Here is a 25,084-nt window from a genome sequence, read left to right as displayed (position 1 = left end):
ATATTGGGTTTATATCGTATTCAAAGGATACTTTATAAACCTAATTTTTAATGTATACTCATGAGCGAAGTAGTCATTTTAATAGGAATCGTCGCTGTAATTTTATTGTTTTTCAACAGGGAATGGATCAAAAACCGATTCTTTGCTGATAAACAAAAAAATTATACGATTGATGACCGATTTAATTCCGCCAAACGTGAGCGGGAGAAAGAAATTGACAGACTTTTGGGTAAGATGGGCAAAAACGGCATCAATGATCTCTCGGCAACCGACAGAAAAAGACTTGACGAATTGTCCAAAATGTAAAAAATTAAATATTAGAAATGGAATCAATCATAGTACATCCAAAAAATTCTATGGAGCTTAGCGCCCTGAAAAGTGTTTTGAAAGAAATGAACATTAAGTTTGAAAAAGCTCATGTCAAAAGTTCATTCAACGGACAAAAGGTGATTAAGAAAGCGAGTGATCATAAAACTGCAAAGCCGGGAGCAAAACCTTCAAAACCTAAAGGAGAATAATGAAAAAGATATTAGCGATAACATTTTTAGTGTTGTTAATTGATCAGGCTTCAAAAATTTATATTAAAACACATTTCAACCTCGATGACAGTATCTCTGTTTTTCCTGGATTCAAACTGACTTTTGTAGAAAACCCGGGAATGGCTTACGGTTTCCATTTCGGAGGAATCATCGGGAAATATTTTCTGGTAATTTTAAGGGTTTTCCTAATCGGTGGAATGATTTATATGTTCAAAAAGTGGTTAAAAGAAGGAGCCTCCAACTATCTTCTTATTCCCATGTCTATTATTTTTGCCGGAGCTATCGGAAATCTTATCGACGGAATGTTCTATGGGATGATCTTCGACAGCGGAACTGTTTATGATCCGAGTATCGACCGATGGATTGGCTATGGAGGAATTTCCAAGATGGTTCCTTTTGGCCATGGTTATTCTACCTTTATGAAAGGATGTGTAGTAGATATGCTCCACTTCCCGCTGGTAGACTGGTATGTTCCTGAAAGCTGGCCCGTAATCGGAGGAAAACATATTGAATTTTTCAAATATATTTTCAATGTTGCCGATTCGGCAATTACTGTAGGAGCAGCCTTCCTGCTGATCTTCAGAAAAAAAGCTTTCCCGAACGGTCTTGAATTTTAAATAACTTATTTTTCGAATGAAAAAAATCATCAACAATATTCTTACATTTTTCCTGCTTCTATTCGTTGCAGGAATTATTTTTATTGCCTGGGCCAATTACAGCATCAAAAAAGACAGTGTGGCTTTTGTTTTTTACAATATAACGGATGTGCCGGAAACCAAAACAGCATTGTTGCTCGGCACCGGAAAAACCTTAAGCAACGGAATGCCTAATGCCTATTTCTACAACAGGATAAAAGCAGCGACAGAGTTGTATAAAAGCGGAAAAATAAAGTATATTATTGTAAGTGGTGATAATAGTACAAAGGATTATAATGAACCTGAAGATATGCAGGTTGCTCTCGTTCAGGCAGGAGTTTCAAGGGATCATATTATTTTAGACCATGCAGGATTCAGAACATTGGATTCTGTGGTGAGGGCTAAGGACATTTTCAGCCAGACCAGACTGGTGATTATTTCTCAGAAATTCCATAATGAAAGAGCCGTTTTTCTGGCCAGAAAAAATGGAATGGAAGCCTTCGGTTATAATGCAGCGGATGTGAATAAATATGCGGGCTTAAAAACAAATCTGAGAGAATATCTTGCTAAAGCCAAAGTGTATTGGGATCTTCTTTTTGGAGTGGAACCGAAATTCGGAGGTGAGAAGATTGTTATTCCTTAATTCGTTTTACCACGGATTGCAAGGATATTCACAGACGATTGTGGAAAGATAGATTGATTATTTTGGATAGATTGATTTTGGCTGAAGCCAATGGATGGATGCTGAATTTTAAGCTGGCCGGACTAAAGCCACCCCTATTGATTTTTAATAGCAACATCTTTTATCTTTTATCTTTTATCTTTCGTTATTCCCCGCAAACCTCGTAAATTTGCAATTCATTAATTTTAAATATAAATTTTAAATAAATGTCAAGAATTCTTACCGGCATTCAAGCCACCGGAACACCCCATCTTGGAAATTTGCTTGGGGCAATCATTCCTGCGATCGAACTTTCCAAGCAGGAAGGAAATGAATCATTTTTATTTATTGCGAATCTTCATACGCTGACGCAGATCAAAGATGCGCAGACGTTAAGACAAAATACCTACGAGATTGCTGCGGCTTGGCTTGCTTGTGGACTAGATACTGAAAAAACATTCTTCTACAGACAAAGTGATATCGCTGAAACCTGTGAACTATCTTGGCATTTATCATGTTTTTTCCCTTATCAAAGATTAACATTGGCTCATTCATTTAAGGATAAAGCTGACCGCCTTCAGGATGTGAATGCCGGTCTGTTCACTTATCCTATTCTGATGGCTGCGGATATTTTATTATACGATGCGGAAATTGTTCCTGTAGGAAAAGATCAGCTTCAGCATCTGGAAATTGCAAGAGATGTAGCTTCCAGATTTAATAACCAAATGGGAGAAGTGCTGGTATTACCACAGGCAGAGCTTCAACAGGACACAAAATATGTACCGGGAACAGACGGGCGTAAAATGTCTAAGTCTATGGGAAATATCATCAATATTTTCTTACCTGAAAAGGAATTAAAAAAGCAGGTAATGAGTATTGAATCAGACTCCAAGTCTTTGGAAGAGCCTAAAGATCCTGAAACGGATAAGACCTTCCAGATCTATGAGCTGATTGCAACACCTGAACAAACGGAGGAGCTGAGAGCAAAATACCTTGCCGGAAACTTCGGATACGGACATGCTAAAAAAGAACTATTGGATTTGATCCTGGTTCGTTTTGCCAAAGAAAGAGAAATATTCTCCTATTACATGACACACCTGGACGAGCTGGAAGCAAAATTGCAGCAGGGAGCAGAAAAAACAAGACCAATTGCAATGGAAACTCTCAAAAGAGTAAGAACAAGCTTAGGATTTTAATTCTATGTTTTAATATAATAAATGAGGCTGTTTCAACATGAGACAGCCTCTTATTGTATCTGCTAACGGTAGTTTTATAGTAGTTCACCCCCCTGAATTACCTCTTGTTTTTTTCAAGAATAAAGTAATGCATTGCGTCTTCAAATTCGTATGAAATACTCCAGCCCGGATATTGTTTGATGATCGTCTTTATAATAGAAAGACCCAGCCCGGTAGAGCCATGATCACTACCCTGCTTATAGAAACGGTTAAATATTTTTGATGCATCTAAAGCGATTCCGGCTCCGCTGTTTTGAAAGATAATCCTGTTATCTTCAATGATGATATTGAGAATACCGTTTTCGTTATTATACTTTATTCCGTTTTTAAGAAGATTGGACAACAAAATATCTGCAAGATCCCGGTTAAAATCCGCAATAAAAAATCCTTTTCCTATAATATTGACATTCACTTTCTTAAAGGCTATGAAGTCTTCATAGTTTTCAACCAGTTTGGTGATCAAATCATTAAAATCTACCCCTGAGGTTTTATTAAACTGGCTGTTTTCTATTTTGGAAAGCATGAGTAAAGATTTATTCAGCCCCACCATTCTTCTGAGGTCATTTTTCACTTCAGAAAGAAGGTTCATGTTTTTTTCATCAAGATTTTCGTTTTGAATCTGCAGATCTATCTTATTAATAACAATTGCCAGCGGAGTCTGAAGTTCGTGGGAAGCATTTTCTATGAATTGTTTCTGCTGATAAAAAACGAGTTCGTTTCGTTCAATCATTTCATCAATTTCTACGTTCAGTTCTTCAAATTCCTTAATCGAATAACTTTGCGGATTCTGGAGGGAAGGCACCCCAAACTGATATTTTTTAAGCTTATCTAAAATTGAGTAGAAGGGCCTCATTGCTTTATTGAGGAGATAGCCATTGACAACGACAATGCTTATGACTAAAAGAATATACAACACAATAAGAGCCGTCGTGAGGTCATAGATCAATTCATCTTCCTCTACGGTCGAAGTTCTGATGACAAGTCGCTGGTGATTTTTATACTGATCAATAAAATCTGCTTCGAGCACACGATAGGGCTGGTCCTTGTCATCGTACTCCATATAATACATTTTATTATAGAGCCTGCTTTTATTTTGATAATCTCCGGAACCAATAGGATTGATTTTAAATTCATTAAATCCAAATTCATTATTCTTCAAGAGTTGGGGGTTAAGGTACACCGCTTTAATGATCTGTATTTTCCTGTCTCTCAATCCATCATCTACATTATCATGTACTTCGTCCAGGATATAAGCATAAAATAACCCTGCCCATACTGCAATGATCAGCAACAGGATCATGATAAGGTATTTTATCGTGTAGTATTTTAGTGAAACTTTCATCAGACAAATTTATATCCTATTCCGTACACGGCCTGAAAATCTGCTTCCGCATTGGATGCTTTCAGTTTTTTGCGAAGGTTTTTAATCTGTGAATAGATAAAATCAAGGCTATCTGCCTGATCGATGTAATCTCCCCAAATCGCCTCTGCAAGGGTAGTTTTCTGCAATGTTTTTTCCGGGTGAATTACAAAGTAATACAACAGATCATATTCTTTACGGTTTACAAGAAGTTCTTCGCCTGCTACCATTACTTTTCTGTTGTCCGGGTCTATGCTTATGTTTTTATAGGAAATGATATTTTCGCCATCCTGATGGTTCCTTCTGATCACAGATTTGATCCTTGCCATTAATTCTGCAAGATGGAAAGGTTTGGCAAGATAGTCATCCGCTCCAATTTCCAATCCGGCTACTTTATCATCTACTGAATCTTTTGCAGATAAGATGATCACCGGATCTTTCTTATGCATTTTTTTAATCTCTTTCAACAGGTCGATACCGTTACCATCAGGAAGCATAATGTCTAACAAAATGCAGTCATATTCATAGGAAATAATCTTTTCCAACCCGGCATGATAGGTATCGGCGTACTCCACAATGAAATGTTCCGCTTCCAGAAATTTCTGTACAACATTCTTCAATTCCGGTTCATCTTCTACTATTAAAATCTTCATAGGTAATTTGCGCCACTGAGACAGGGTTAAATTTATATCAAATATATAAAATTATAGAGCAAAGCCGGGATCATTACGAAAGCATCGTCAGAATAAGACTAGCATGGTACACTACCCATAAAATATCTAATATTCGTAAGTGATCACCGGCATTCGTCTTTAAGCCTTCTTTCATGAACAGTTAGTTTGATTTTACAAAACGTCCGTTAGCATCGAAAAACAGGCTTACTCCACTTATTAATTCGATTTTATAGGCATTATATTTTTTTTCAACGGACTGAACCACACTGCACGGATGGTGCTTTGTCATAAAAGACACAATACTTTTTCTAATCTTAGCGGAAGACAGTTTTCTTCCGTTACTTTTTATTAAGCTCCAGTTGACCATAATGCTAAATTTTTATTGTTATACGTTATCTTACTCAGTCATCAATTTTTTTAAAATTTCCGCTTCTGTCAAATTCCAGTTCTAATCCGTTGGAAAGTTCAGCCTTATAAGACCATCTCTTTTTTTCAACCTTAGTAATATAAGTATTGGGGAAATTCTTTACAGAATAATTTCTGATGGAAGCAGGAATAAAACCGTAAGGTATTTTCTGGTGTTTTCCATCAACTTCTTTCCAGTTCCCGCTACTATCGAATTCCATTTTCATTCCATTGTTCAGGTATACCTTATATTCATCAACCCCATAAATTTCTCTGTCTTCCACAGCAGAGCTTACGGGAATCCCTTTAAAATGGGCATATAAAAAGTTTTTGGCGGTCTTTGGCAACTGATTCGGCGAGATTGCTCTATCCTGTGCGGACATAGACCCTCCCATTAGTAAAAACATAAAAACAAATACTGCCGTAATTTTCTTTAAATTTTTCATAACATTAATTTTTCCGTTCTTATTATAGAGCAAAGTTCAGAATCAATTTGGGAAAGAATTAGGAAAAAAAATTCGGTAAAAGATTAAAACGGATTAAATTTAATATGATCCAAGATTTGTACAGGTGGCCGGACTTATCTGTCTTTATTTTAAAAATATATGAAGAAAAGAAAAGCCACTAAGTTGAACTTAATGGCTTCTCTATATTATCAATGTCTTACCCTTACAGGTAATCTTTAATTTGCTGCAAATGGGTAACAGCCTTTATCCCCGGCTCTTTTTTATCTTCTTTATAAACATCAAAAAAGATAGCGTCCATCCCAAAATCTGTAGCTCCCATGGCATCGGCAATCCAGTCGTCACCGATCAGAATACTCTCTTCTTTTCTGGCCTCTGAAAGTCCCAGGGAATATTCAAAAATCCTGGGATTAGGTTTTCTTACACCAATGGCATCTGCACTGGTAATCGTTTTAAAATAATGGGCAATGCCTGATAATGTACACTTTCTTTCTGTCACTTCCTGGAAGCCGTTGGAAATGATATGTAAAGTATAGTTTTTAGCTTTTAAATAATCAAGGATATCTTCTGCTCCGTCTACCAATTCATTGTGGCTTACAATATTATCCAGAAAATGTTCCTCAAAATAAAGAGAAAGTTCTTTATTTTCTACACCGAAATGTTTGAATGAGTCATAAAACCGATGTTCTCTCAAATACTCTTTGCCTATAATTCCATCTCTTATCTTTTCCCAAAGGTCTTCATTGATATCGTGGTAAACAGCGTGAAACTCTTCAAAATCGATATTATATTTTGAAGTTATTTCCTGTTTTTCGAAAAGGTCTTTGATCGTCAGATAGGCGTTTCTGCGATGATCCCAGAGCGTATTGTCCAGGTCAAAATAAACATGCTGCATTTTCATACAGCACAAAGTTAATCATTTTAATTTTTTTGAATCGGGTAATTTTTGCTCTTGCTCTTCACAATTTCAATACTTTTAGAAAAATTGAGCAAAAAATCGATGGTTTGTTTTTTAGGTTTCAAAGTTTTCACTTTTAAGGAGTCATTTTTTTTCATAAGCGAAGCATGTTTTCCTTAAAACGCGAAATTTTTCAAAATATTATTTATCTGGTTAATATTATATTATTTTCATCCATGATTTTTCTCAGGTTGATGAGTGCATATCTAACCCGGCCAAGGGTGGTATTAATACTCATATCCGTATGATCTGCAATTTCTTTAAAACTTAGTCCGTCAAAAAACCTTAATTTGATCACTTCCTGCTGATTGAGTGGAAGAAATTGCAGCATTTTCATCAAATCCTCCTGGATCTGGTTAGTAACCATCTGATCTTCAATATTTTCAGAAGGCTCCCTGATCAGGTCAAAAATAGAATACTCATCGGTTTCAAAAGTAGTTTCTGAGACTTTGATATTTTTGGCTTTTGACCGGAAATGATCGATGATTAAATTGTGAGAAATTCTTTTGGCCCAAAGAATAAATTTGCCTTCTTCGTTATAGCGTCCTTCTTTAAGCATTACAATAATTTTCATGAATGTATCCTGAAAAATATCGTTGGCTAAATCTTCATCATTAATTTTATAAAAAATGAATGTAAAAAGTTCTCTCTGATGGCGATGAATAAGGGTTGACAATGCCTCTTCGTCACCTTTCTGGTAAAGTGAAATTAGTAAACTATCCGATTTTGATTTCATAACTCTTCTCAATATAACATTTGTAGACAGGTATCCTTCCAGATATCTCATCTGGTTCTAGCTGTAAATACAAAACAGTTTTTAGAGTAGAGTCTCTTCGATAGGCTGGTACAAATTATATTATGACGTAAATATAATAATTTTTTAATAACTGTTAACCTTTTATTAATTTTTCACGATAAAAATTTAAAAAAAATCACTTAAACATATCATGAATGAAGACTGTAGGGATATTTAGTGTAAAATTAATATTTATCCCTTTCATTTCTTTACCGTTTAAACGGGTATCTCCAATGGGAAATGCATAGCCACCGGTAAGGTCCAGCATCCCGAATAATGTTACTCCGATCTTGGGAGCTATATATTTATTGGTTCCTTCCGCTCCTACCAAAAAATAGTAAGAATGGTAGAAATCCACATTCTTCTCAAAGTTAAGCAGTACGTCTGCCTGCAGCTTGGGCATGATGGCAAATTTAGAGTCTGCCACTCCCATCAGGGCAGAACCTCCCAACCTGTAAATTACATCGTCATTTTTCAGAAAAAGCAATTTACCCCCGACTTCCCCGAAACTCTGGTTCTGATAGGTATATCCTACACTTATCATTTTATGCATGGTATACTGGGCTTTTACCAATGTAGTCAGAAAAAACAGGGAAAGAATTGTAACCGCAGTTCGAAAATTCATCATCGTTCAATTAATTAAAGTGTAAAAATAAAAAAAACTGCCTTATCAGAAGATAAAGCAGCTCATTTATTCTAAAGAAAAAATTAAATTCCGAAAACAGCCTTAATTTCTTCTACTTTGTCTAGCTTTTCCCAGGTAAAGAACTCAAGGTCCTTCAAGGTAATTTCATTTTTATGGCCTTTATTGAAAGTTTTATCAGCAACATAATGATCTTTACCCATATGCCCGTAAGAAGCCGTTTCCTGATAGATCGGGTTTCTTAATTTCAGATTCTGCTCAATAGCATAAGGTCTTAAATCAAAAATAGCAGAAACTTTCTTGGCAATTTCTCCATCGTGAAGATCAACTTTTGAAGTTCCGTACGTATTAATATACAGACCACATGGCTCAGCAACCCCGATTGCATAAGAAACCTGCACTAAAACTTCGTCAGCAACTCCAGCTGCTACCAGATTCTTGGCAATATGTCTTGTTGCGTACGCAGCACTTCTGTCAACTTTTGAAGGGTCTTTTCCTGAGAAAGCACCACCACCGTGAGCCCCTTTTCCTCCATAGGTATCAACAATGATTTTTCTGCCTGTAAGACCGGTATCCCCGTGAGGACCACCGATTACAAATTTACCGGTAGGATTGATGTGATATTTGATCTGCTCGTTGAATAATGCTTTGATTTCTTCAGTCTGCTGTGCAACAACTCTTGGAACCAGAATGTTTTTGATATCCTCACGGATCTTGTTCAGCATTTCTTCTTCTGTTCCGAAGTCATCATGTTGTGTAGATACTACGATGGAATCAATTCTGATTGGTTTGTGATCATCAGAATATTCAATAGTTACCTGGCTTTTTGCATCAGGACGAAGATAAGTGATTTCTTTATTTTCTCTTCTGATCGCAGAAAGTTCCCTAAGAATAGTATGAGCCAGATCCAGTGCAAGAGGCATGTAGTTTGCCGTCTCATTAGTAGCATAACCGAACATCATTCCCTGGTCACCAGCTCCCTGTGCATTAGCTTTCGCTTCAAAAGATTCATCTGTCACAGCTCTGTCAACTCCTTGGTTGATATCAGGAGACTGCTCGTGAATCGCTGAGATCACTCCACAAGAATCTCCGTTGAACATATATTCCCCTTTTGTATATCCGATCCCATTGATTACCTCTCTTGCAATCGTCTGTACATCAAGATAAGCATCTGACTTTACTTCTCCTGCCAATACAACCTGTCCCGTAGTAACAAGCGTCTCGCATGCTACTTTAGAATCTTTATCATAGGCTAAAAAATGGTCGATTAATGCATCGGAAATCTGATCTGCAATTTTATCCGGATGTCCTTCTGAAACTGATTCAGACGTAAATAAATAAGACATATTATTCTTTGTTTTTTAGATTAAAAATATTGTCGAAGAAAAATAAGAATAAATGGCCCGAAAAAAAGAATACTGTTTTAGCATTTTTTTATAGAGGTTGCAATCAGGTCAAATTTTTCCTCGTTAATAAACGTCAGCAAATTTAAGCACTATTTTCGTAATACTCAAAAATTTTGTTTATTAATTATAATTTTCTTTAAATTAATGATTTATCTCACTTTAAAGCCTTGCGATTACTGAGGCTTTATGCTGACAAATTCTTTTGGGCTTACATGATAATTCAGTTTAAGCTCCAGAGAATTTTTGATAGAATGTGACAATTCATCAATGATTTTCTGTTTAAATGTCGGCTTATAATAAATAATACTGATCTCTCTGTAAGGGAAAGGCTTCTTGAATCTGAAAACATTCTTTTTCTGCTCTTCGGAAAGCTGGCTCAATGCCAGTTCAGGCAGAATACTGATTCCTCCTACTTTATCAACCATATGCACCAAAGTCTGAATATTGGAAGCCAGGAAATCAAGATTCTTAGGCTTTAAGGTATTTTCTTTCAGATGACAGATATTTTCAAATTGATTTCTCAGGCAATTTCCTTCTTCAAGCAACCATACTTTTTCTACATTAAGCTCTTCCGGAATGATGTAAGAATTCTTTTTATTAGCTTCTGTATTAGAGCTATAGATCATCAATTCCTCATTGAAAAGGAAATCCTGGTAAAATTCATCAGCCGTATCATATGGCGTTGAGATAATACCGGCATCCAGCTCTCCTGCTTTTAGTGCTTTAATAATATTATCTGTCGTCATTTCTTTTACATTCATCTGGATCTTCGGATTTTGTTCAAGGAACTTAAAGATCTCAGTCGGCAGAATAAAAGAGGAAACGGTAGGGATAATACCCAAATTAATCGTTCCTCCTAAAATGTTATTCAAAAGGTTGGCTTTATTTTTCAGCTCATTGACAGACTCTATGATCACCTTGGCCTGATCAATGATCTGCAAACCTACATCTGTGGTGCGGATAGGGTGTGTCGTTCTGTCGAAAACCTTCACATCCAGTTCGTCCTCAAATTTCTGTATCATGGCACTTAAAGTAGGCTGAGTAATGAAGCATGCCTGAGCTGCTTTACCAAAATGTTTATACTTATCAACAGCGATAAGATATTCCAGTTGCTGAATGTTCATCTGATTAATATTATCTATTACAAAGATATAATGTTTTTGCTATAAGCAATTAAAAATTCAAGTAAATTTGATAATCACTACCTTTACACTTATATTAAAAAGAAGAAACAATTATTCAAATCATCAATTATATGGATTCTAAAAAATTAACGTTAAGTAGCGGCGCACCTTATTTTGAACATCAGGATTCCCAGACGGTAGGTCCAAGAGGCCCGGTATTGCTGCAAGACTTTGTTCTTCAGGAGAACCTAGCCCATTTCGTTAGGGAAAGAATACCTGAAAGAATTGTGCACGCGAAAGGAAGCGGAGCGTACGGAACATTTACCGTAACGCATGATATCAGCCAATATACCAAGGCAAAATTATTCTCAAAAGTAGGAAACTCATGCAGAATGTTTGCGAGATTTTCTACAGTGGGAGGAGAAAAAGGAAGTGCGGATACGGCGAGAGACCCAAGAGGTTTTGCTTTAAAATTTTATACCGAAGACGGAAACTGGGATCTGGTTGGAAACAATACGCCAGTCTTCTTTATTAAAGACGCGAAAAAATTCCCGGACTTTATCCATACTCAAAAAAGAGTACCCAAAACTAACTTAAAAAGTGCCACCATGATGTGGGATTTCTGGAGCTTAAATCCCGAATCTCTTCATCAGGTACTTATTTTAATGTCAGACAGAGGAACTCCACATGGCTACAGACATATGCACGGTTTCGGATCTCATACTTTCTCGATGATCAATGATAAAAACGAAAGGGTATGGGTAAAATTCCATTTCAAAACGAAACAGGGTGTAAAAAACTTTACGGATGAAGATGCCGTAAAAATGGCAGGAGAGAATCCTGACTTCGCACAGGAAGATCTTTGTAATGCTATTGAAAACGGAGATTTTCCAAAATGGACAATGTATATCCAGGTAATGACCGAGGAGCAGGCAAAAGATTTCAGATGGAATCCTTTTGACGTGACCAAAGTATGGTTCCACGATGATTTCCCACTGATTGAAGTAGGGGAAATGGAACTTAATGAAGTTCCTGTAAATTACTTTGCGCACGTAGAACAATCTACCTTCTCACCAAGCAATCTTATTAACGGAATCAGCTTTTCACCGGATAAAATGCTTCAGGGAAGGCTGTTCTCTTATCCGGATGCTCACCGATACAGAGTTGGTGTGAATGCCCATCAGCTTGAAGTAAACAGATGTCCTTTTGCCGTCAATAATTACCAGAGAGACGGGTTTATGGCAGATTCAAGCCATTATCAGGACAAACCGAATTATTTCCCAAATAGTTTTGATGATACAGAGGCAGACGTATCTTACAAAAATTACGAATATGAGTTAGACAGTGCCCATGTTGCCAACTACAACAGAAACGATAATGACAGTGATCATTATACGCAACCGGGATTATTATATACAAAGGCAATGAGTGCAGAAGACAGGGATCATCTTGTTAAAAATATTATCGGAAGCATGAAAGGTATCACGGGACCTAAAAAAGATGAGATTATCAACAGACAATTATGTCATTTTTTCCGCGCCAACATTGAGCTTGGCATGAAAGTGGCTTCTCAACTAAACGTCAATATTGATGCAAATATGATGAATCACTCTAAATAATCAGATTGAACAATAAAATAAAAAAAAGGAAAAAAAAATAATATTTTTTCCTTTTTTTTGTAAAAAATTCATAATTTGCAAAGGATGATATTTTAAAGTGGAAAAATGAGTTACGAAAATATATTATTAAAAAAGGAAGATAAATTATCTATCATTACCATAAATAGACCTGAAAGTTTAAATGCATTAAATGCAAAAACAATTCAGGAGATCAGTACCGCTCTTGATGAGCTTTCTTCAGACAGTTCATGTAGAGTAATTATCCTTACAGGAAGTGGAGAAAAATCTTTTGTAGCAGGTGCTGATATCAAAGAATTCAGTGATTTCGGACAGGAAAGAGCTGAAGAATTGGCTAGAAACGGACAAAACACTTTGTTCAACAAAATAGAAAACATGCCCAAACCTGTCATTGCAGCCGTAAACGGTTTTGCACTGGGAGGAGGTTTAGAGCTTGCCATGGCATGCCACATCAGATATGCATCGGAAAACGCCAGATTGGGGCTTCCTGAAGTTACCCTGGGATTGATCCCCGGATATGGAGGAACTCAGAGGCTACCGAAGCTTGTAGGAAAAGGTATTGCCAACGAAATGATCTTCTCAGCCAAAATGATCACTGCCCAAAAAGCAAAAGAGATCGGATTGGTCAATGAAGTATACCCTATTGAAGAATTATTAACCAAAACGAAAGAATTAGCGAACATTATTGCCTACAATTCACCAATGGCAATATCCAAGGCGATAAACGCCGTGAATCTATCGGACACGGATAAAGGTTTTGAAACTGAAATCAAATATTTCGGAGAACTTTTTGAAATGAACGATAAGAAAGAAGGAGTCACAGCTTTCCTAGAGAAAAGAAAGCCGAACTTCTAAACTTTCAAAACTTTTAATCCAAATTATTTCGAAAAAACTGATGCTGCGGTATGAATAAGTTTGACAAGGCTTATCTAAAAATGGCCCAGGAATGGGCAAAACTCTCCTACTGTAAGAGAAAACAGGTAGGGGCTCTTATCGTAAAAGATAGGATGATTATTTCAGATGGTTACAACGGAACTCCTTCGGGATTCGAAAACTGCTGTGAAGATGAAGAGGGAAAAACACACTGGTATGTATTGCATGCAGAAGCTAATGCTATTTTAAAGCTGGCTGCTTCTACTCAATCTGCAAAAGGAGCAACGTTATATCTGACGCTGTCACCTTGCAAAGAATGTAGCAAGCTGATCCTGCAGGCAGGTATTACAAGACTGGTGTATATCAATGAGTATTCGGATGACGATGGGATATCGTTCCTGAGAGGCCATAATATTGAAATAGAACAAATATCGGACTGTGAACTAAAAAAATAAGCACAAATGACTTGGGATGAAAAGATCAAAGATTTTGAAATATTTCTTCGTTTCGAAAGAAATTTTTCAGACAATACTCTCGACGCTTATGTTCGGGATATTAAAAAACTAAAAGATTACGCAGAAGAAGATCTGGCAAACGTCGGCCCAGATACTATTGGTTATGAAAACCTGCAGGAGTACATTTTCAATCTTTCTAAACAGAAATTCAGTGAAAGATCTCAGGCAAGATGGATATCTTCCATAAAAGCCTTTTTCAAATTTCTGCTCGAAGATGAATTTCGTGAAGACAATCCGGCAGCGTTACTTGAAGGCCCGAAATTGGGATTGTATCTACCTGATACTTTAAGCCTACCTGATATCAACAGAATTATTGCTGCTATTGAAGTCAATACTGATCTTGGTAAGAGAAACCATTGCATCATTGAGGTATTGTATGGCTGCGGACTCCGTGTTTCTGAACTGATTGATTTGAAAATATCAAACATCAACTTTAAAGAACAGTATATTAAAATCCATGGAAAAGGAAACAAGACCCGTTTCGTTCCTTTGGCTGATTATACTGCAGAAATGCTTGAAAGTTATATCAAAGAGGTAAGATCAAAAGGTAAAATCAATAAAAAATACGAAGACACTTTATTTTTGAACAGCCGTGGAACTTCCATGTCCAGAGTGATCGTATTCCTTATTATCAAGGAACTTACAGATAAGGCAGGGGTCAACAAGAAGATATCTCCCCATACATTCAGGCATTCGTTTGCAACCCATTTATTGCAAAATGGAGCTGATTTGCGTTATATACAGGAAATGCTGGGACACTCCAGTATCACGACTACGGAAATCTACACCCACCTGAAGACTGAAGAATTGAGAGATGTTATTTTGAGTTATCACCCGAGAAATATTAACGTTACTCAATAACCTATGAAATTATTGAAATATTGCCCAAGCTGTGGCAAAGAATCTCTGCATTGGGATGGAGAAAAGAAATGGAGCTGTCCCGAATGCGGTTTTACACTTTATAATAATGTAGCAGGTGCTGTGGCCGTGGTCATCAGATGTGGCGAAGAAATCTACCTTACCAGAAGGAATAGAGACCCAAAAAAAGGAAAACTGGATCTGGCCGGAGGATTTGTAGACCCTAAAGAAAGTGCCGAAGAAACGTGTAAAAGAGAGCTTTTTGAGGAGCTTCAGCTTGATATCGATATTTCAAAACTGAAATACCTTACCAGCCTTCCTAACATTTATCAATACAAAGAAATTGATTACAATACTATTGATCTCTTTTATGAATATAATGTTTCGGAAAAGTTTGAGGTAAACCTCGAAATTTCAGAGATTTCAGAAGCGGTATGGGTTCCTCTCAGGGAACTGAACCTTGAGGATATTGCTTTCGATTCTCAAAAGAAGTTTTTTGAGGTCTACATTAAGAAATAATTTTTTCTCAATATACTCTCGCAGATTTTGCAAATGCAGCAGATCATTGGTAATTTCCAACTGCTTATTCTGTAAAATCTGCGAGTTTTTTATGTTGAATACACAAGTTATTGCAGAATGTTATACAAAACGCATCTGTGCAATTCGTGTACTCTGTGGGAAATATATTGTAATTAATAGGTTTTGGATTTCAGCATTTCTTCAAAATACTGAATAAGTAAAGTTCTTTCAGCTTCCGAAAGATTGGCCTCTTTGTGATAAACAATATATCCGGGCAGCGGCATTGTTTTGTGCTTAAGGGCCTCAACAGACCTATCCAGCATATTTTCTTTAAGCTCCTTGTTATAAGTATCCCAAACAGAGAAATTAAGGTGCTGGCGCCCATCGTTCACATGGCTTTTGACAGACCAGGAAATGGGCGCTATGTAGGCATATTTAGGATATACTGTTTCATTCGAATGACAGTCATAGCATGCATTTTTGAGCAATGCTCTTACTTTTTCCGGAGCAGCTTTTGTTTCTACAAAATTCACTCTAGAATCCACAGGTTGATTCACCCTGTCGATGGGTACAAACTGAATCAGCGCAAAAGCGACCAAAGTCCAGAAGAATATTTTTTTTGCCGTCTTCATTATTTATTTTGCTGGAGTCAAAATCGCGCTATTGGATTTTAATTCTTTTTTTACTTCTTGTTTTACGGTTTCTTTCTCGTCGGTAGCCGTAGGCGGAACAGGGTTTTCAGTGGCTGGCGGAGGCGTCGTTCCTTTCGGATTATCCAATGTCCTTGTGTCTTTCAGATCCCAGTCTTCCCTTGTTTCCCATAACCCTCTGACAATGGCTTTTTTATAGAAAACATATGCATCTTCAGCAAATGTTTCACTGGCAAAATCAGCATTGTCCCAATATTTGTTTTCATTATTGTCAACTAATATTCTTACAAAATATTCGCCGGGTTTAAGGATATCAAATTTTACCTTATCTCCCTTTATATATTTCTGGTACGCAACTTTTTCTGAAGAATCCAACAGCTGAATCCAATAGCTGGAAGCCGGTGCATTGGTAAGCGCAAATTCAAGACTTCCGAACTGATCAATTTTCTCAACATCGAAATCAAAACGTTTTGATTGTGCGTTCTTAGCATAAAAAGATGACACGGTTTCCTTTGGAACAGTAAGCTGGTATTTCTTTCCATTGACAAAATCTGATTTAACCTCTATCAGATAAGGATTGGTTTCGGAAATCTTCGCTGTAAATTCCTGAGTGGTTAAGCTATCACTTTTCAGTACCCATTTCGAAGGATCAATTTTATCAACAATATAGTTAGACAGAATTCTAAAGTCAGATTTTGGGGCTAATGAACCGCCGCCATTATCACTGTTGATATCCATCGCATTTTTCTTATTGTATTTATAAAATAAAGAAACGGTGTACAGACTATCTTTTTTCGGGCCAAGATTATGGGTAAACATAAGCTTTTCAGCGGTCTCCTGCCCTATATTATCTTTCACGGCATCAAACCAGATTCTTACAGAATCTGACTTTGGACGGTGAGTAACTTTTAAGTCTTTAAGTTTATCCGTAGCAGACTGTACTTTTACCTCATCGGGATGACCTTCGAATGTCATCAGAACTCCTCCTGCAATTTCTTTCATTTCTGCATATTTTACAGGCTTTCTGGACGGGTAAACACTTAAATTCAGTCCGGATATCGATTTTTCGATATCTATAGCTTCTTTTTTAAATCCGATTTTTTCTTTTCCGGGATCGTAAATGGAATTTCCGTTTTCGTCATCAAAAGCTATAATTCTATATTTTCCGGGTGAAAGATAATTCAGCTCATAATATCCGTCCTCATCAACTTTCGTGATATAATAAGGTTTTTGTTTGTAGTTCATGGTATCTTTTACCTGATATAATCCTACAACCAATTTATTCTCATTAGTACCGGTTTTTTTCTTTATTTCCATCGCATCTTTCACCTCACCACTCACATACAAATCATCCAATTTGTCTCCGGTGGAGAAAGCAAAGTTGAAATAGCGTAAAATGTTAGATTCGTTGTTATCTACAATAGAATTTCCGAAGTTAAAATTATAAGTAGTATTCGCTTGCAAAGTATCTGCCCACTGGATCAGGACAAATTTATTGGCGATATTCGACGGAAGTATTCTTTTAATGTTTTTAATAGGTGGGGAGATGATCAGGTTTTTATTGATATCTTTCAAGGTCACATATTCATCAAAATCGAGACGAAGTTCGTGGATATCTCTTTTTACATTGATCCTTGTCGTATCAATATTTGAGCTTAAAAATCTGGGAGCTAAAGTATCTTTAGGCCCACCTACAGGAGATCCCACCCTTGCACATGAATGTACAAGAAAACAGATAACTAATAATAAAAGAAACCTTCTCATGAAAATGTTTGAGCAAAAATAAACATTATTCTCCAAAAACTTCGTGTCCGGAGTTCAAAGTATCTTTGCTGTCATTCATAACGGTCTGAAGTTTATCTTTCTGTAAAGGGAAATCTTCAAATAATCCGGATAGTGCCAACGCAGTGTATACTTTGTTTGAATACTTATTTCCGATCGCGATAATGGTTACTTTAGATTTTAAAAGATGGGCAAACACGGAATTCGTCCCATGCCACCATCCGTTGTGATAAGTAAGTTTCTCACCGTTTTCGAATATTTTCATTCTGAAACCAAGTCCATAATTATTCATTCCTGCCTTTTCGTTGCTGTACGGTGTGAATACCATTTGCATAAGATCGGGCTTTAAGAAATCCTTTGAAAACATTGCTTTTGAGAAATTGTACAAATCTCTTGGTGTTGTGTACACATTTTTATCACCATAAATCAGATCCAATCGATCTAGAGGATACAATTTGTTACCGCCGTAATAAAAAGACTGCGAAGCGGTTGGAATATCCTTTTCCTGGAAGATATAGGTATTCTTCATTTTCAACGGTGTAAAGACCATCTCCTGCATAGCCTGAGGAAAAGGTGTTTTCGTTATTTTTTCTATCAGCAATGCCAACATTGCAAAGTTGGTATTACAGTACATAAATCCTGTATCTGTATCTCTTGCCAAATCAGGTTTGTATTTGATGATCATATTCAAAATATCCTGATTGGTAAGAAACTGCTTGGAAAGCTCTGCCGGGGCGGGCTGTATCTTGGTGATAAAATATTCGTATTTCGGAAGACCACTTCTTTGGTCTAATAAGGTCTGAACAGTTACGTTAGGATAAGGAAATCCCGGAAAATACTGAGTAAGAGGATCAGAAAGTTTTATTTTTCCTGCTTCTACCAGTTTCATCATTGCCATTGCTGTCAACGTTTTAGAGACAGAAGCAACATGCAGAGGTGTATTTTTATCGATGGGCATCTGGTTGCCCTGTCTTCCGAAACCTCTGTAATTTTCATATAGAATCTCGTCTCCTTTAGCTACCAGCACACCTCCGCTCAAATCACTCCCTTCCCACACTTTTTTATAATACTGGTCAATATACCCCACTAAAAATTGTTTATTGGAAAGAAGACCGTCAGCCTTGGTAAAGACTGTATTTAAATCAACGTTTCCGTAGTTGGGTAAGTTAGTTGTATTTTCAACCGATGCTTCTTTAGCTTCGGATTTGTTTTTACAGGAAAATAGGGATAAAAAAACAGTTACAAGGAGTACAAAGTTACACGTCTTCATGAGATTCAAAAATGAGCGGCAATTTAATAAAACTCAAAAATAAATAATAAATATGGAGGGAATATTATGAATTATTTAACACAAATAGAGGGAAAAACAGAATTCTAAGTAAGGGAAAACAGGGTGTCAGAGCTTCTCAGACCGAAAAAGAAGGCTAATATCAATAATTTTGCGTTACCGACATTAGCCTTCTTTTGTTTTATATTAAATATTTTCAGTTCTTTCTGCTTAACAGTACGAAGCAACTATCTTATCGACAATAAACTGCGCCAGCTTTTCTTTACTCTGGTGTGTCCAGCCTGCAATATGGGGAGTCACAATAGCTTTTTCTGATTCCAGAAGGTATTTTAAATCTTCATTTTCTGTTTCCAGATTTTCGAAGGATGACTTTTCATACTCCAGGACATCTAAGCATGCTCCTTTTACTTTTCCTGACTTTAAGCCTTTCACAAGATCTTTTGTTGTTACGTTCTTTCCTCTGGCCGTATTGACAAAATAAAAGTCATTTTTCATTTCTGCAATAAATTCCTCATCAATAAGACCATTTGTTTCCTGTGTAAGAGGAATATGTAAACTCAAAATCTCCGCAGACTGCTTGAGCTCTTCCAGGCTAACCTGTGTTGCGAATTCGTCGGCAAGTCCCGGAAGAATATCGTGAAAAATAACTTTGCATCCGAATCCTGAAAGTCTCTTGGCCGTGGCTTTCCCCATATTTCCATATCCGATCAGGCCAACCGTTTTTCCAAGCAGTTCGTCGCCTCTGTTTTCCTCCCGCTTCCAAATTCCTTTTTTTACTTCCTGGGAGGCAATAAACAGCCTGTTCATGATCACCAACAGCATTCCCACAACATGTTCAGCTACGGAATCCCTGTTTCCTTCCGGAGAGTTGATCAGCTGAATTCCCAATTCTTCGGCTACAGGAATATCAATATTTTCCATCCCGGCACCTACTCTGGCAATAAATTTCAAATTTTTCCCGTTTTCCAGAAATTTTTTATCCAAAGGAATACGGCTTCTGATGATAATACCGTCATAATTTTTGATTTTATCACAAACCTCCTCGTACGAAGAAGTAAAATCCTCTTCTAAAATAAAGTTCTTTGCTAAAAGCTGCTCGGTGATAAGGGGATGATTTTTATCTAAAAGAAGTACTTTCATAGTATTTAAAAACAAATGACACTAATGGTTTCACAAATAACACCACCATTCTGTTTTGAGATAAAGAGGGCCGTGTTTTTTATAATATGATTAAAAAATAAAAATGCTTTTAATTTGGAAGTCCGGCATTAAAAGCATTTATATTTTTATTTTTTATCTTTTTTAGAAGTTTGAGTTTCTGTCGGTTCCTGGAATAATTTCTTAAGTTCTACAGACTCCAATGGTTTCATTCTTCCGGAAAGGATCAAAGAAAGCTCTTTTCTGCGGAAAGCTGCCGCATATCTTTCTTTTTCCTCTTCAGTCTCCGGGATCATTTCAGGGATGGGGATAGGACGATTGAATTCATCTACCGCAACGAAGGTATAGATCCCTGAATTGGTGTGAATTTTTTTCTGATTAATCGGGTCATCTGACCATACATCAACATATACTTCCATAGACGTTGAAAATGCTCTTGAAACTTTTGATTCCAAAACCACTACACCACCCTCGGGAATCGGATGATTGAAAGAAACGTGGTTTACAGAAGCAGTTACAACTCTTCTTTCGCAGTGTCTTGCAGCAGAAATAGATGCACATCGATCCATTTTTGCTAAGAGCTCACCGCCAAAAAGATTTCTTAAAGAGTTGGTTTCGTTCGGAAGAACGATATTAGTCATAATAGTCAGAGATTCTGACGCTTTTTTTATTTTTGCCATTTATTCTTAGTGTTGTTTCGGGCAGCCGGAACCGTTTTCGATCCTTTTACGGCGGGTTGTATTAATGAATCTTTCTTCAGTGAATCAGAAACAGGAGTTCCTGGTGTATGCACCAATACTTTAACGGTATCTTTTACAATTCTGTGCGTAGACGTTTGTACTGAAACTTTATTAAAAGATTTTTTCCCAAAAATAAGTTCCTGTTGAGTAAACATCAGGTAGAGAATACCTAAAACAGGAATAATTAATAAGAAAATCCACAGAATGGATTTATTGAATTTGTAATCCTTCTCCCGTTTTTCTGAGGTTTTTACTTTTTCGCCATTATTGATATCTGAAAAGCGGATTTCTTCCAATCCGTAAAAATCAGGATGACCTGCTTCTACACGGTTTCCCTTAAAATGAGTATGCCCCTCTTCTGTAAAGATTGTACCAAGGTTCTGAATTTCAAGAACCTGCTCTGCCTGAAGTTTTTTCTTCCAAAAGTCAGTCTGGATTTTCAGATCGCTTTTTGAAGCTTCGAGAGACATCTGCTTTTGAGTGGCAATAAAAGAAGCCAGTTCATCAGCCTTTACTTCATAATCAATTGCAAATTTGATCTCACTTGCGGGAGGCAGGATGCTTCCGTTTTCAGAATTGATAATCGCCTTAGAATTTTTCAGAGAAAACACTCCAAAGCCTGGAACCGTGGCAGTTCCATATTGTTTCAAATATTCTAAAATATATGCTGAAATATTCATTTGCTGGCAAATTTATAACTTTTTCACGACTTTTGAAGACATTTCATCTGATATAAAAAAAGACTGCCGAAACAGTCTTTTGATTATTCTACAGTAAAATGGGGTTCCCATTCATTATCCTCAATCTCTTTGAAGGCAAATTTGTCAATTTCTTTATGCGTTCTGGTATGAACCTATTGAATTTTCCAGCTGATGCCAAACATAAAATTGGTTCCGGCCTGTGCAAAATAATAGGGCTCACCACCATAAACAGCTCCGTTGTTTACATATTTTTTATTGAACAGATTGTTCACCAGTAATTTCAGGGTCACATCATTATGAGCAATTTTAAACTGGTATTGTGCATTAAAATCGGTCAGGATATAATCTTTAAGCTGTACGTTTTGATTCTCCGTATTATCAAGATACTGTTTTCCGACATACTGGTTCATTAAAGCCAGCTGGAAGTTCTTGGCAGCTTTGAAGGTTAGTCCCAGGTTGGCAACGACATCCGGAGAAAATGAAATCTGTGTATTTCCCAGATTTTTAACCTCTTTCTTATTCTTCATATTAAAATCAAGGTTTCTGTTCTGGCTTAAACTTAAATTTCCTGAAACCTCCCATTGTTTAGATAGTTTGGCGAGTAATCCTATTTCTATTCCTCTTCTGTAGCTCTTTCCTGAATTTGTTCTGATAAATGCTCCCACATTATTCAGTTGCCCGTTGAGTACCAACTGATTGACATAGTACATATAATACAGGTTGGCCGTTACCGATAGGAAACCAAACTGTTTTTCCATTCCCGCTTCAAAATCATGGAGCTTTTCAGCTTTTACGGTATTATCTGCAGTCAGATCATCCCTGTTGGGTTCACGGTGTGCGTGAGCATAGGATAAAAATATTTTTCCGTTTCCGATTTTATAATTTACTCCTGCTTTAGGATTGAAAAACAACCAGTTTTTATTGATATTTCCTCCTTCCCCGTCACCGTCCAGGATGATCTTTGTATCGTAATTAATTCTTCTAAGCTGCAGATCTCCAAAGAATTCAAAATCACTTACCCTTACCAAAGCCTTAGCAAACCCGGCCACTTCAGTTTTTACCGAACGTCCCCTGTAATATTCATACTCATCAATCTGTGGAAAATACACTCCGGTTACATTGCCAAAATGTTTCCCGTAATACTGGTTGGCTACTATTCCGAAATTAAGATCCAGATTTTCAAACTTTCCGTATAATGTAGAAACTAAACCATAGAAATGATTATCCAGCCATTTTTTTCTGATAAAGTCAGTTTTCTCTACAGGAGCGCCGTTTACGATCGGAACAGTCAGATTATAATTAGAATAGTGCGTTGCATCTTCATCAGTTTCATCTACCCTGGTATAGTTTTCATAATAGCCTTTTCCCCTCGTATAGTGTAAAGTAGTTTCCAAATTCCATGTGTCATTGAACTTTTGTTCCCAAAGAAACTGGTAATGATTCTGGCGGTAGTTGTCAGTTTCACCATCATAAAATTTCTTTTCTCCGGTAAAAAGATCAGTATATTCTCCGGCAGAATTGTAAGTAGGATCCGTTTCCCATGTTTTTCTGCTGATTCCGTTCCATGCCTGATAAGTTCTTTCTTTTCCGCCGAAAGCCATTAACCGTAATCTCGTGTTTCCTTCTTCAAATAAGGCCGTGAAATTGTAGGAATGAAGATTGGTAGAAGCTCTGTCAATATACCCGTCGGAGTGAATATGAGAGTATCTACCCATGATAGAGAGCCTGTTTTTCCAGAATTTTCCTGTTCCAACTTCTGCAGAATATTTATAGGTATTGAACGATCCGTAGCTGTCGTCTGTTTTAAAATAAAATTTATCCTCCGGATCCTTTGAAATCACATTAATGCTGGCTCCAAAAGAAGAAACTCCGTTATTGGAAGTTCCCACTCCCCTCTGGATAACAATCTGAGATGCGGAACTCGTTAAGTCCGGCACATTTACGAAAAAAGCCCCCTGGCTTTCAGCATCATTGAACGGCACTCCATTCATCATGACATTTACTCCTCTTCCGGCTACCCCACGAATTCTGATCCCCGTGTATCCTACTCCGTTTCCGGCATCAGATGTAGAAATAACCGAAGTTTGGTTTTTCAAAAGGATAGGAAGATCCTGTCCCATGTTTTTACCGTCTAAATCTTTCTGAACATTGATGATTTCCTTAGCAACAGGAAGCCTTTTGGTAAAGTTGACCGCTTCAATTTCTCTGACTTTCAGAGAATCTTTGTTTTGAGCCTGGATAAAAGCTACAGAGCCTACACTAAGCCCTAAAAAAAATAAACCTTTCATTCTATAAATCTTTGACATTTAATGAATAAAAGGGGATCGATAAGATATTATACAATTCGACTCACCGTCGTCGATGTGTCCCTAAACAGCATTACCTGTTCCAGGTTCATTGGGTATCATCTCAGCCTGTTAAAGCACCCCTTTATTTCAGCTGCAAAAGTACAAAAAATTATGCGCAATACCATCATTAATCTTGGTATGCAGCCATCGCTTACTTTATCTAGTATGTTTTATTACGTGCATCGATATAATAATAATTTTTTCCGTCTTTGGTTACTTCAAACATTCGTCCCAGTTTCCAGCTGAAATTTCTTTTAATATTGGAGTATTCAAAAGGAATGATAATCTTGTTATTCACATCAATCACTCCAAATTTATCATTGTTGGAAGCTACAATCATCGGGTCTGACACATCATCTCCTTCCATGATGTATAAATATTGATATTGCGGATAAATCTGGTATTGTCTGTAATCTGCTTCATTAAAAAATTTTGACTTTTCAATGACTCCGTAAAAGCCGTTCAAAACATAGGCCTGAAACAATTGTTGCTTATACTCTTCAAATTTACATTTCCCGAAGTCTGAGTCTTTAAACTGATACACTCTTTTTCCGGATTGATCAATACGATAGGAAATCATATCTTTTTCCACCGTAGCATAATCACTTGTTCCGAACTTTCGAACTTTCTCATTGGGAGAGTTTAAAAGATTACAATCTTCAAAAAAGAACACGGCGATATGATACTCAGGCTGAATGATGAATTTCCCGTTTTGATTGACATAGCCAAATTTTCCGTCTTTCTTTTTCGGAATTAAAACCGGAAGATCTTTATGGATCAGTACGAGATCAGGATTAGGCTTCGTTATTAAATTGCCTTTTTTAATACTGGTTTTAGGCGTATTTTTCACTGTTATTTTCTTCACAGATTTGGTCTGCGAGAAAACGAAAACCGAAATAAAAATACACAAAACATTCAGGATATTTTTCATATTCACCATTTGCATGCAAAATTACGGCCAAAAATAGAAAATATCAAATTCATATTTATAAAGAATCTAAATAATTTCATCTTTATAAAATAGTAAAATTTCGTATTTTTGGGAACATTTTGAATTGTTTAATAAATTTTAAAAACTTTTAAAAAAAGACGTAGATCATACTGCCTTTAACCCG

At 36.7% G+C, this 25,084-nt stretch carries 27 protein-coding genes; 10 read left to right on the top strand and 17 right to left on the bottom strand.

Annotated elements, in window-relative coordinates; all coding sequences use genetic code 11:
* The first annotated feature begins 60 nt into the window (after positions 1-60).
* The 5 genes from M030_RS0108160 (at position 61) to trpS (ending at position 3,031) form a co-directional block, all read left to right on the top strand.
* The gene (locus M030_RS0108160) at positions 61-306 is read left to right on the top strand and encodes a DUF6576 domain-containing protein (RefSeq protein WP_027373060.1); all 246 of its coding nucleotides are present in this window, start codon (positions 61-63) and stop codon (positions 304-306) included.
* Positions 307-323: 17 nt separating this feature from the next.
* On the top strand, positions 324-518 hold the full coding sequence (locus M030_RS0108155; protein ID WP_027373059.1) for a DUF2683 family protein: 195 nt from the start codon (positions 324-326) through the stop codon (positions 516-518).
* Positions 518-1,156 carry a lipoprotein signal peptidase gene (locus M030_RS0108150; protein WP_027373058.1) on the top strand — a complete coding sequence of 213 codons (639 nt, stop codon included), beginning with the start codon at positions 518-520 and terminating at the stop codon, positions 1,154-1,156. The genes M030_RS0108155 and M030_RS0108150 overlap by 1 nt, the downstream gene beginning before the upstream one ends.
* 16 nt (positions 1,157-1,172) lie before the next feature.
* The gene (locus M030_RS0108145; protein WP_027373057.1) at positions 1,173-1,817 is read left to right on the top strand and encodes a vancomycin high temperature exclusion protein; all 645 of its coding nucleotides are present in this window, start codon (positions 1,173-1,175) and stop codon (positions 1,815-1,817) included.
* A gap of 245 nt (positions 1,818-2,062) precedes the next feature.
* On the top strand, positions 2,063-3,031 hold the full coding sequence (trpS, locus tag M030_RS0108140) for a tryptophan--tRNA ligase (RefSeq protein ID WP_027373056.1): 969 nt from the start codon (positions 2,063-2,065) through the stop codon (positions 3,029-3,031).
* 97 nt (positions 3,032-3,128) lie between these two features.
* Here trpS and M030_RS0108135 read toward each other — a convergent pair whose 3' ends face one another.
* The 9 genes from M030_RS0108135 to M030_RS0108090 form a co-directional block, all read right to left on the bottom strand.
* Positions 3,129-4,412: a sensor histidine kinase gene (locus M030_RS0108135; RefSeq protein WP_027373055.1), complete on the bottom strand. Its 1,284-nt coding sequence runs from the start codon at positions 4,410-4,412 to the stop codon at positions 3,129-3,131.
* A complete protein-coding gene (locus M030_RS0108130) occupies positions 4,412-5,083 on the bottom strand; it encodes a response regulator transcription factor (protein ID WP_027373054.1) in 672 nt (223 codons plus the stop codon). Before M030_RS0108130 ends, M030_RS0108135 begins: the two co-directional genes overlap by 1 nt.
* 181 nt (positions 5,084-5,264) lie before the next feature.
* Positions 5,265-5,471, bottom strand: a complete 207-nt coding sequence (locus M030_RS0108125; protein ID WP_027373053.1) for a PepSY-like domain-containing protein — start codon at positions 5,469-5,471, stop codon at positions 5,265-5,267.
* Between the two features lie 34 nt (positions 5,472-5,505).
* On the bottom strand, positions 5,506-5,955 hold the full coding sequence (locus tag M030_RS0108120) for a PepSY-like domain-containing protein (protein ID WP_027373052.1): 450 nt from the start codon (positions 5,953-5,955) through the stop codon (positions 5,506-5,508).
* A gap of 223 nt (positions 5,956-6,178) precedes the next feature.
* Positions 6,179-6,874 carry a YjjG family noncanonical pyrimidine nucleotidase gene (locus M030_RS0108115; RefSeq protein ID WP_027373051.1) on the bottom strand — a complete coding sequence of 232 codons (696 nt, stop codon included), beginning with the start codon at positions 6,872-6,874 and terminating at the stop codon, positions 6,179-6,181.
* Positions 6,875-7,076: 202 nt separating this feature from the next.
* Complete coding sequence (locus tag M030_RS0108105) at positions 7,077-7,667, bottom strand: RNA polymerase sigma factor (RefSeq protein ID WP_027373050.1); 591 nt, start codon at positions 7,665-7,667, stop codon at positions 7,077-7,079.
* A gap of 196 nt (positions 7,668-7,863) precedes the next feature.
* Positions 7,864-8,355, bottom strand: a complete 492-nt coding sequence (locus M030_RS0108100) for a hypothetical protein (RefSeq protein ID WP_027373049.1) — start codon at positions 8,353-8,355, stop codon at positions 7,864-7,866.
* Between the two features lie 80 nt (positions 8,356-8,435).
* Positions 8,436-9,716 (bottom strand): methionine adenosyltransferase, encoded by a 1,281-nt coding sequence (metK, locus tag M030_RS0108095; protein ID WP_027373048.1) that lies wholly within the window; start codon positions 9,714-9,716, stop codon positions 8,436-8,438.
* A 233-nt stretch (positions 9,717-9,949) separates the two neighbouring features.
* On the bottom strand, positions 9,950-10,900 hold the full coding sequence (locus tag M030_RS0108090) for a LysR substrate-binding domain-containing protein (protein WP_027373047.1): 951 nt from the start codon (positions 10,898-10,900) through the stop codon (positions 9,950-9,952).
* Between the two features lie 131 nt (positions 10,901-11,031).
* Between M030_RS0108090 and M030_RS0108085 the strand changes: the two genes are divergently transcribed.
* From M030_RS0108085 to M030_RS0108065, 5 genes are all read left to right on the top strand, one after another.
* Entirely contained in the window at positions 11,032-12,519 is a 1,488-nt protein-coding gene (locus M030_RS0108085; protein WP_027373046.1) for a catalase, read from the top strand.
* 105 nt (positions 12,520-12,624) lie between these two features.
* A complete protein-coding gene (locus tag M030_RS0108080) occupies positions 12,625-13,392 on the top strand; it encodes an enoyl-CoA hydratase-related protein (RefSeq protein WP_027373045.1) in 768 nt (255 codons plus the stop codon).
* A gap of 50 nt (positions 13,393-13,442) precedes the next feature.
* Positions 13,443-13,865, top strand: coding sequence for a deoxycytidylate deaminase (locus M030_RS0108075; RefSeq protein ID WP_027373044.1), 423 nt, complete (start codon positions 13,443-13,445; stop codon positions 13,863-13,865).
* Positions 13,866-13,871: 6 nt separating this feature from the next.
* Positions 13,872-14,786 carry a site-specific tyrosine recombinase XerD gene (xerD, locus tag M030_RS0108070; RefSeq protein WP_027373043.1) on the top strand — a complete coding sequence of 305 codons (915 nt, stop codon included), beginning with the start codon at positions 13,872-13,874 and terminating at the stop codon, positions 14,784-14,786.
* Positions 14,787-14,789: 3 nt separating this feature from the next.
* Entirely contained in the window at positions 14,790-15,302 is a 513-nt protein-coding gene (locus M030_RS0108065) for an NUDIX hydrolase (protein WP_027373042.1), read from the top strand.
* 173 nt (positions 15,303-15,475) lie between these two features.
* On the opposite strand, the gene M030_RS0108060 is transcribed toward M030_RS0108065, so the two are convergent.
* From M030_RS0108060 to M030_RS0108025, 8 genes are all read right to left on the bottom strand, one after another.
* Positions 15,476-15,934, bottom strand: coding sequence for a heme-binding domain-containing protein (locus M030_RS0108060; RefSeq protein WP_027373041.1), 459 nt, complete (start codon positions 15,932-15,934; stop codon positions 15,476-15,478).
* A 3-nt stretch (positions 15,935-15,937) separates the two neighbouring features.
* Positions 15,938-17,716, bottom strand: a complete 1,779-nt coding sequence (locus tag M030_RS0108055) for an Ig-like domain-containing protein (protein ID WP_027373040.1) — start codon at positions 17,714-17,716, stop codon at positions 15,938-15,940.
* A 25-nt stretch (positions 17,717-17,741) separates the two neighbouring features.
* The gene (locus M030_RS0108050) at positions 17,742-19,004 is read right to left on the bottom strand and encodes a serine hydrolase domain-containing protein (protein ID WP_027373039.1); all 1,263 of its coding nucleotides are present in this window, start codon (positions 19,002-19,004) and stop codon (positions 17,742-17,744) included.
* Between the two features lie 228 nt (positions 19,005-19,232).
* Complete coding sequence (locus M030_RS0108045; RefSeq protein ID WP_027373038.1) at positions 19,233-20,162, bottom strand: 2-hydroxyacid dehydrogenase; 930 nt, start codon at positions 20,160-20,162, stop codon at positions 19,233-19,235.
* 146 nt (positions 20,163-20,308) lie between these two features.
* On the bottom strand, positions 20,309-20,860 hold the full coding sequence (locus M030_RS0108040) for an acyl-CoA thioesterase (protein WP_027373037.1): 552 nt from the start codon (positions 20,858-20,860) through the stop codon (positions 20,309-20,311).
* Positions 20,848-21,600, bottom strand: a complete 753-nt coding sequence (locus M030_RS0108035) for a hypothetical protein (protein WP_027373036.1) — start codon at positions 21,598-21,600, stop codon at positions 20,848-20,850. Before M030_RS0108035 ends, M030_RS0108040 begins: the two co-directional genes overlap by 13 nt.
* A gap of 173 nt (positions 21,601-21,773) precedes the next feature.
* The gene (locus tag M030_RS0108030; RefSeq protein WP_027373035.1) at positions 21,774-23,909 is read right to left on the bottom strand and encodes a TonB-dependent receptor; all 2,136 of its coding nucleotides are present in this window, start codon (positions 23,907-23,909) and stop codon (positions 21,774-21,776) included.
* Between the two features lie 220 nt (positions 23,910-24,129).
* Entirely contained in the window at positions 24,130-24,900 is a 771-nt protein-coding gene (locus tag M030_RS0108025) for a WG repeat-containing protein (protein WP_027373034.1), read from the bottom strand.
* Positions 24,901-25,084 lie beyond the last annotated feature (184 nt).

This window comes from Chryseobacterium sp. UNC8MFCol, assembly GCF_000482305.1.
GTDB lineage: Bacteria > Bacteroidota > Bacteroidia > Flavobacteriales > Weeksellaceae > Chryseobacterium > Chryseobacterium indologenes.
This window is presented reverse-complemented; position numbering and strand designations above follow the sequence as displayed.

Coding starts and splice junctions, on each gene's coding strand:
- M030_RS0108035 (WP_027373036.1), bottom strand. CDS start 21,600: ATGAATATTTCAGCATATATTTTAGAATATTTGAAACAATATGGAACT.
- M030_RS0108130 (WP_027373054.1), bottom strand. CDS start 5,083: ATGAAGATTTTAATAGTAGAAGATGAACCGGAATTGAAGAATGTTGTA.
- trpS (WP_027373056.1), top strand. CDS start 2,063: ATGTCAAGAATTCTTACCGGCATTCAAGCCACCGGAACACCCCATCTT.
- M030_RS0108135 (WP_027373055.1), bottom strand. CDS start 4,412: ATGAAAGTTTCACTAAAATACTACACGATAAAATACCTTATCATGATC.
- M030_RS0108160 (WP_027373060.1), top strand. CDS start 61: ATGAGCGAAGTAGTCATTTTAATAGGAATCGTCGCTGTAATTTTATTG.
- M030_RS0108085 (WP_027373046.1), top strand. CDS start 11,032: ATGGATTCTAAAAAATTAACGTTAAGTAGCGGCGCACCTTATTTTGAA.
- M030_RS0108030 (WP_027373035.1), bottom strand. CDS start 23,909: ATGAAAGGTTTATTTTTTTTAGGGCTTAGTGTAGGCTCTGTAGCTTTT.
- M030_RS0108050 (WP_027373039.1), bottom strand. CDS start 19,004: ATGAAGACGTGTAACTTTGTACTCCTTGTAACTGTTTTTTTATCCCTA.
- M030_RS0108155 (WP_027373059.1), top strand. CDS start 324: ATGGAATCAATCATAGTACATCCAAAAAATTCTATGGAGCTTAGCGCC.
- M030_RS0108025 (WP_027373034.1), bottom strand. CDS start 24,900: ATGAAAAATATCCTGAATGTTTTGTGTATTTTTATTTCGGTTTTCGTT.
- M030_RS0108125 (WP_027373053.1), bottom strand. CDS start 5,471: ATGGTCAACTGGAGCTTAATAAAAAGTAACGGAAGAAAACTGTCTTCC.
- M030_RS0108100 (WP_027373049.1), bottom strand. CDS start 8,355: ATGATGAATTTTCGAACTGCGGTTACAATTCTTTCCCTGTTTTTTCTG.
- M030_RS0108105 (WP_027373050.1), bottom strand. CDS start 7,667: ATGAAATCAAAATCGGATAGTTTACTAATTTCACTTTACCAGAAAGGT.
- metK (WP_027373048.1), bottom strand. CDS start 9,716: ATGTCTTATTTATTTACGTCTGAATCAGTTTCAGAAGGACATCCGGAT.
- M030_RS0108145 (WP_027373057.1), top strand. CDS start 1,173: ATGAAAAAAATCATCAACAATATTCTTACATTTTTCCTGCTTCTATTC.
- M030_RS0108120 (WP_027373052.1), bottom strand. CDS start 5,955: ATGAAAAATTTAAAGAAAATTACGGCAGTATTTGTTTTTATGTTTTTA.
- M030_RS0108065 (WP_027373042.1), top strand. CDS start 14,790: ATGAAATTATTGAAATATTGCCCAAGCTGTGGCAAAGAATCTCTGCAT.
- M030_RS0108115 (WP_027373051.1), bottom strand. CDS start 6,874: ATGAAAATGCAGCATGTTTATTTTGACCTGGACAATACGCTCTGGGAT.
- M030_RS0108060 (WP_027373041.1), bottom strand. CDS start 15,934: ATGAAGACGGCAAAAAAAATATTCTTCTGGACTTTGGTCGCTTTTGCG.
- M030_RS0108045 (WP_027373038.1), bottom strand. CDS start 20,162: ATGAAAGTACTTCTTTTAGATAAAAATCATCCCCTTATCACCGAGCAG.
- M030_RS0108055 (WP_027373040.1), bottom strand. CDS start 17,716: ATGAGAAGGTTTCTTTTATTATTAGTTATCTGTTTTCTTGTACATTCA.
- xerD (WP_027373043.1), top strand. CDS start 13,872: ATGACTTGGGATGAAAAGATCAAAGATTTTGAAATATTTCTTCGTTTC.
- M030_RS0108080 (WP_027373045.1), top strand. CDS start 12,625: ATGAGTTACGAAAATATATTATTAAAAAAGGAAGATAAATTATCTATC.
- M030_RS0108090 (WP_027373047.1), bottom strand. CDS start 10,900: ATGAACATTCAGCAACTGGAATATCTTATCGCTGTTGATAAGTATAAA.
- M030_RS0108150 (WP_027373058.1), top strand. CDS start 518: ATGAAAAAGATATTAGCGATAACATTTTTAGTGTTGTTAATTGATCAG.
- M030_RS0108075 (WP_027373044.1), top strand. CDS start 13,443: ATGAATAAGTTTGACAAGGCTTATCTAAAAATGGCCCAGGAATGGGCA.
- M030_RS0108040 (WP_027373037.1), bottom strand. CDS start 20,860: ATGGCAAAAATAAAAAAAGCGTCAGAATCTCTGACTATTATGACTAAT.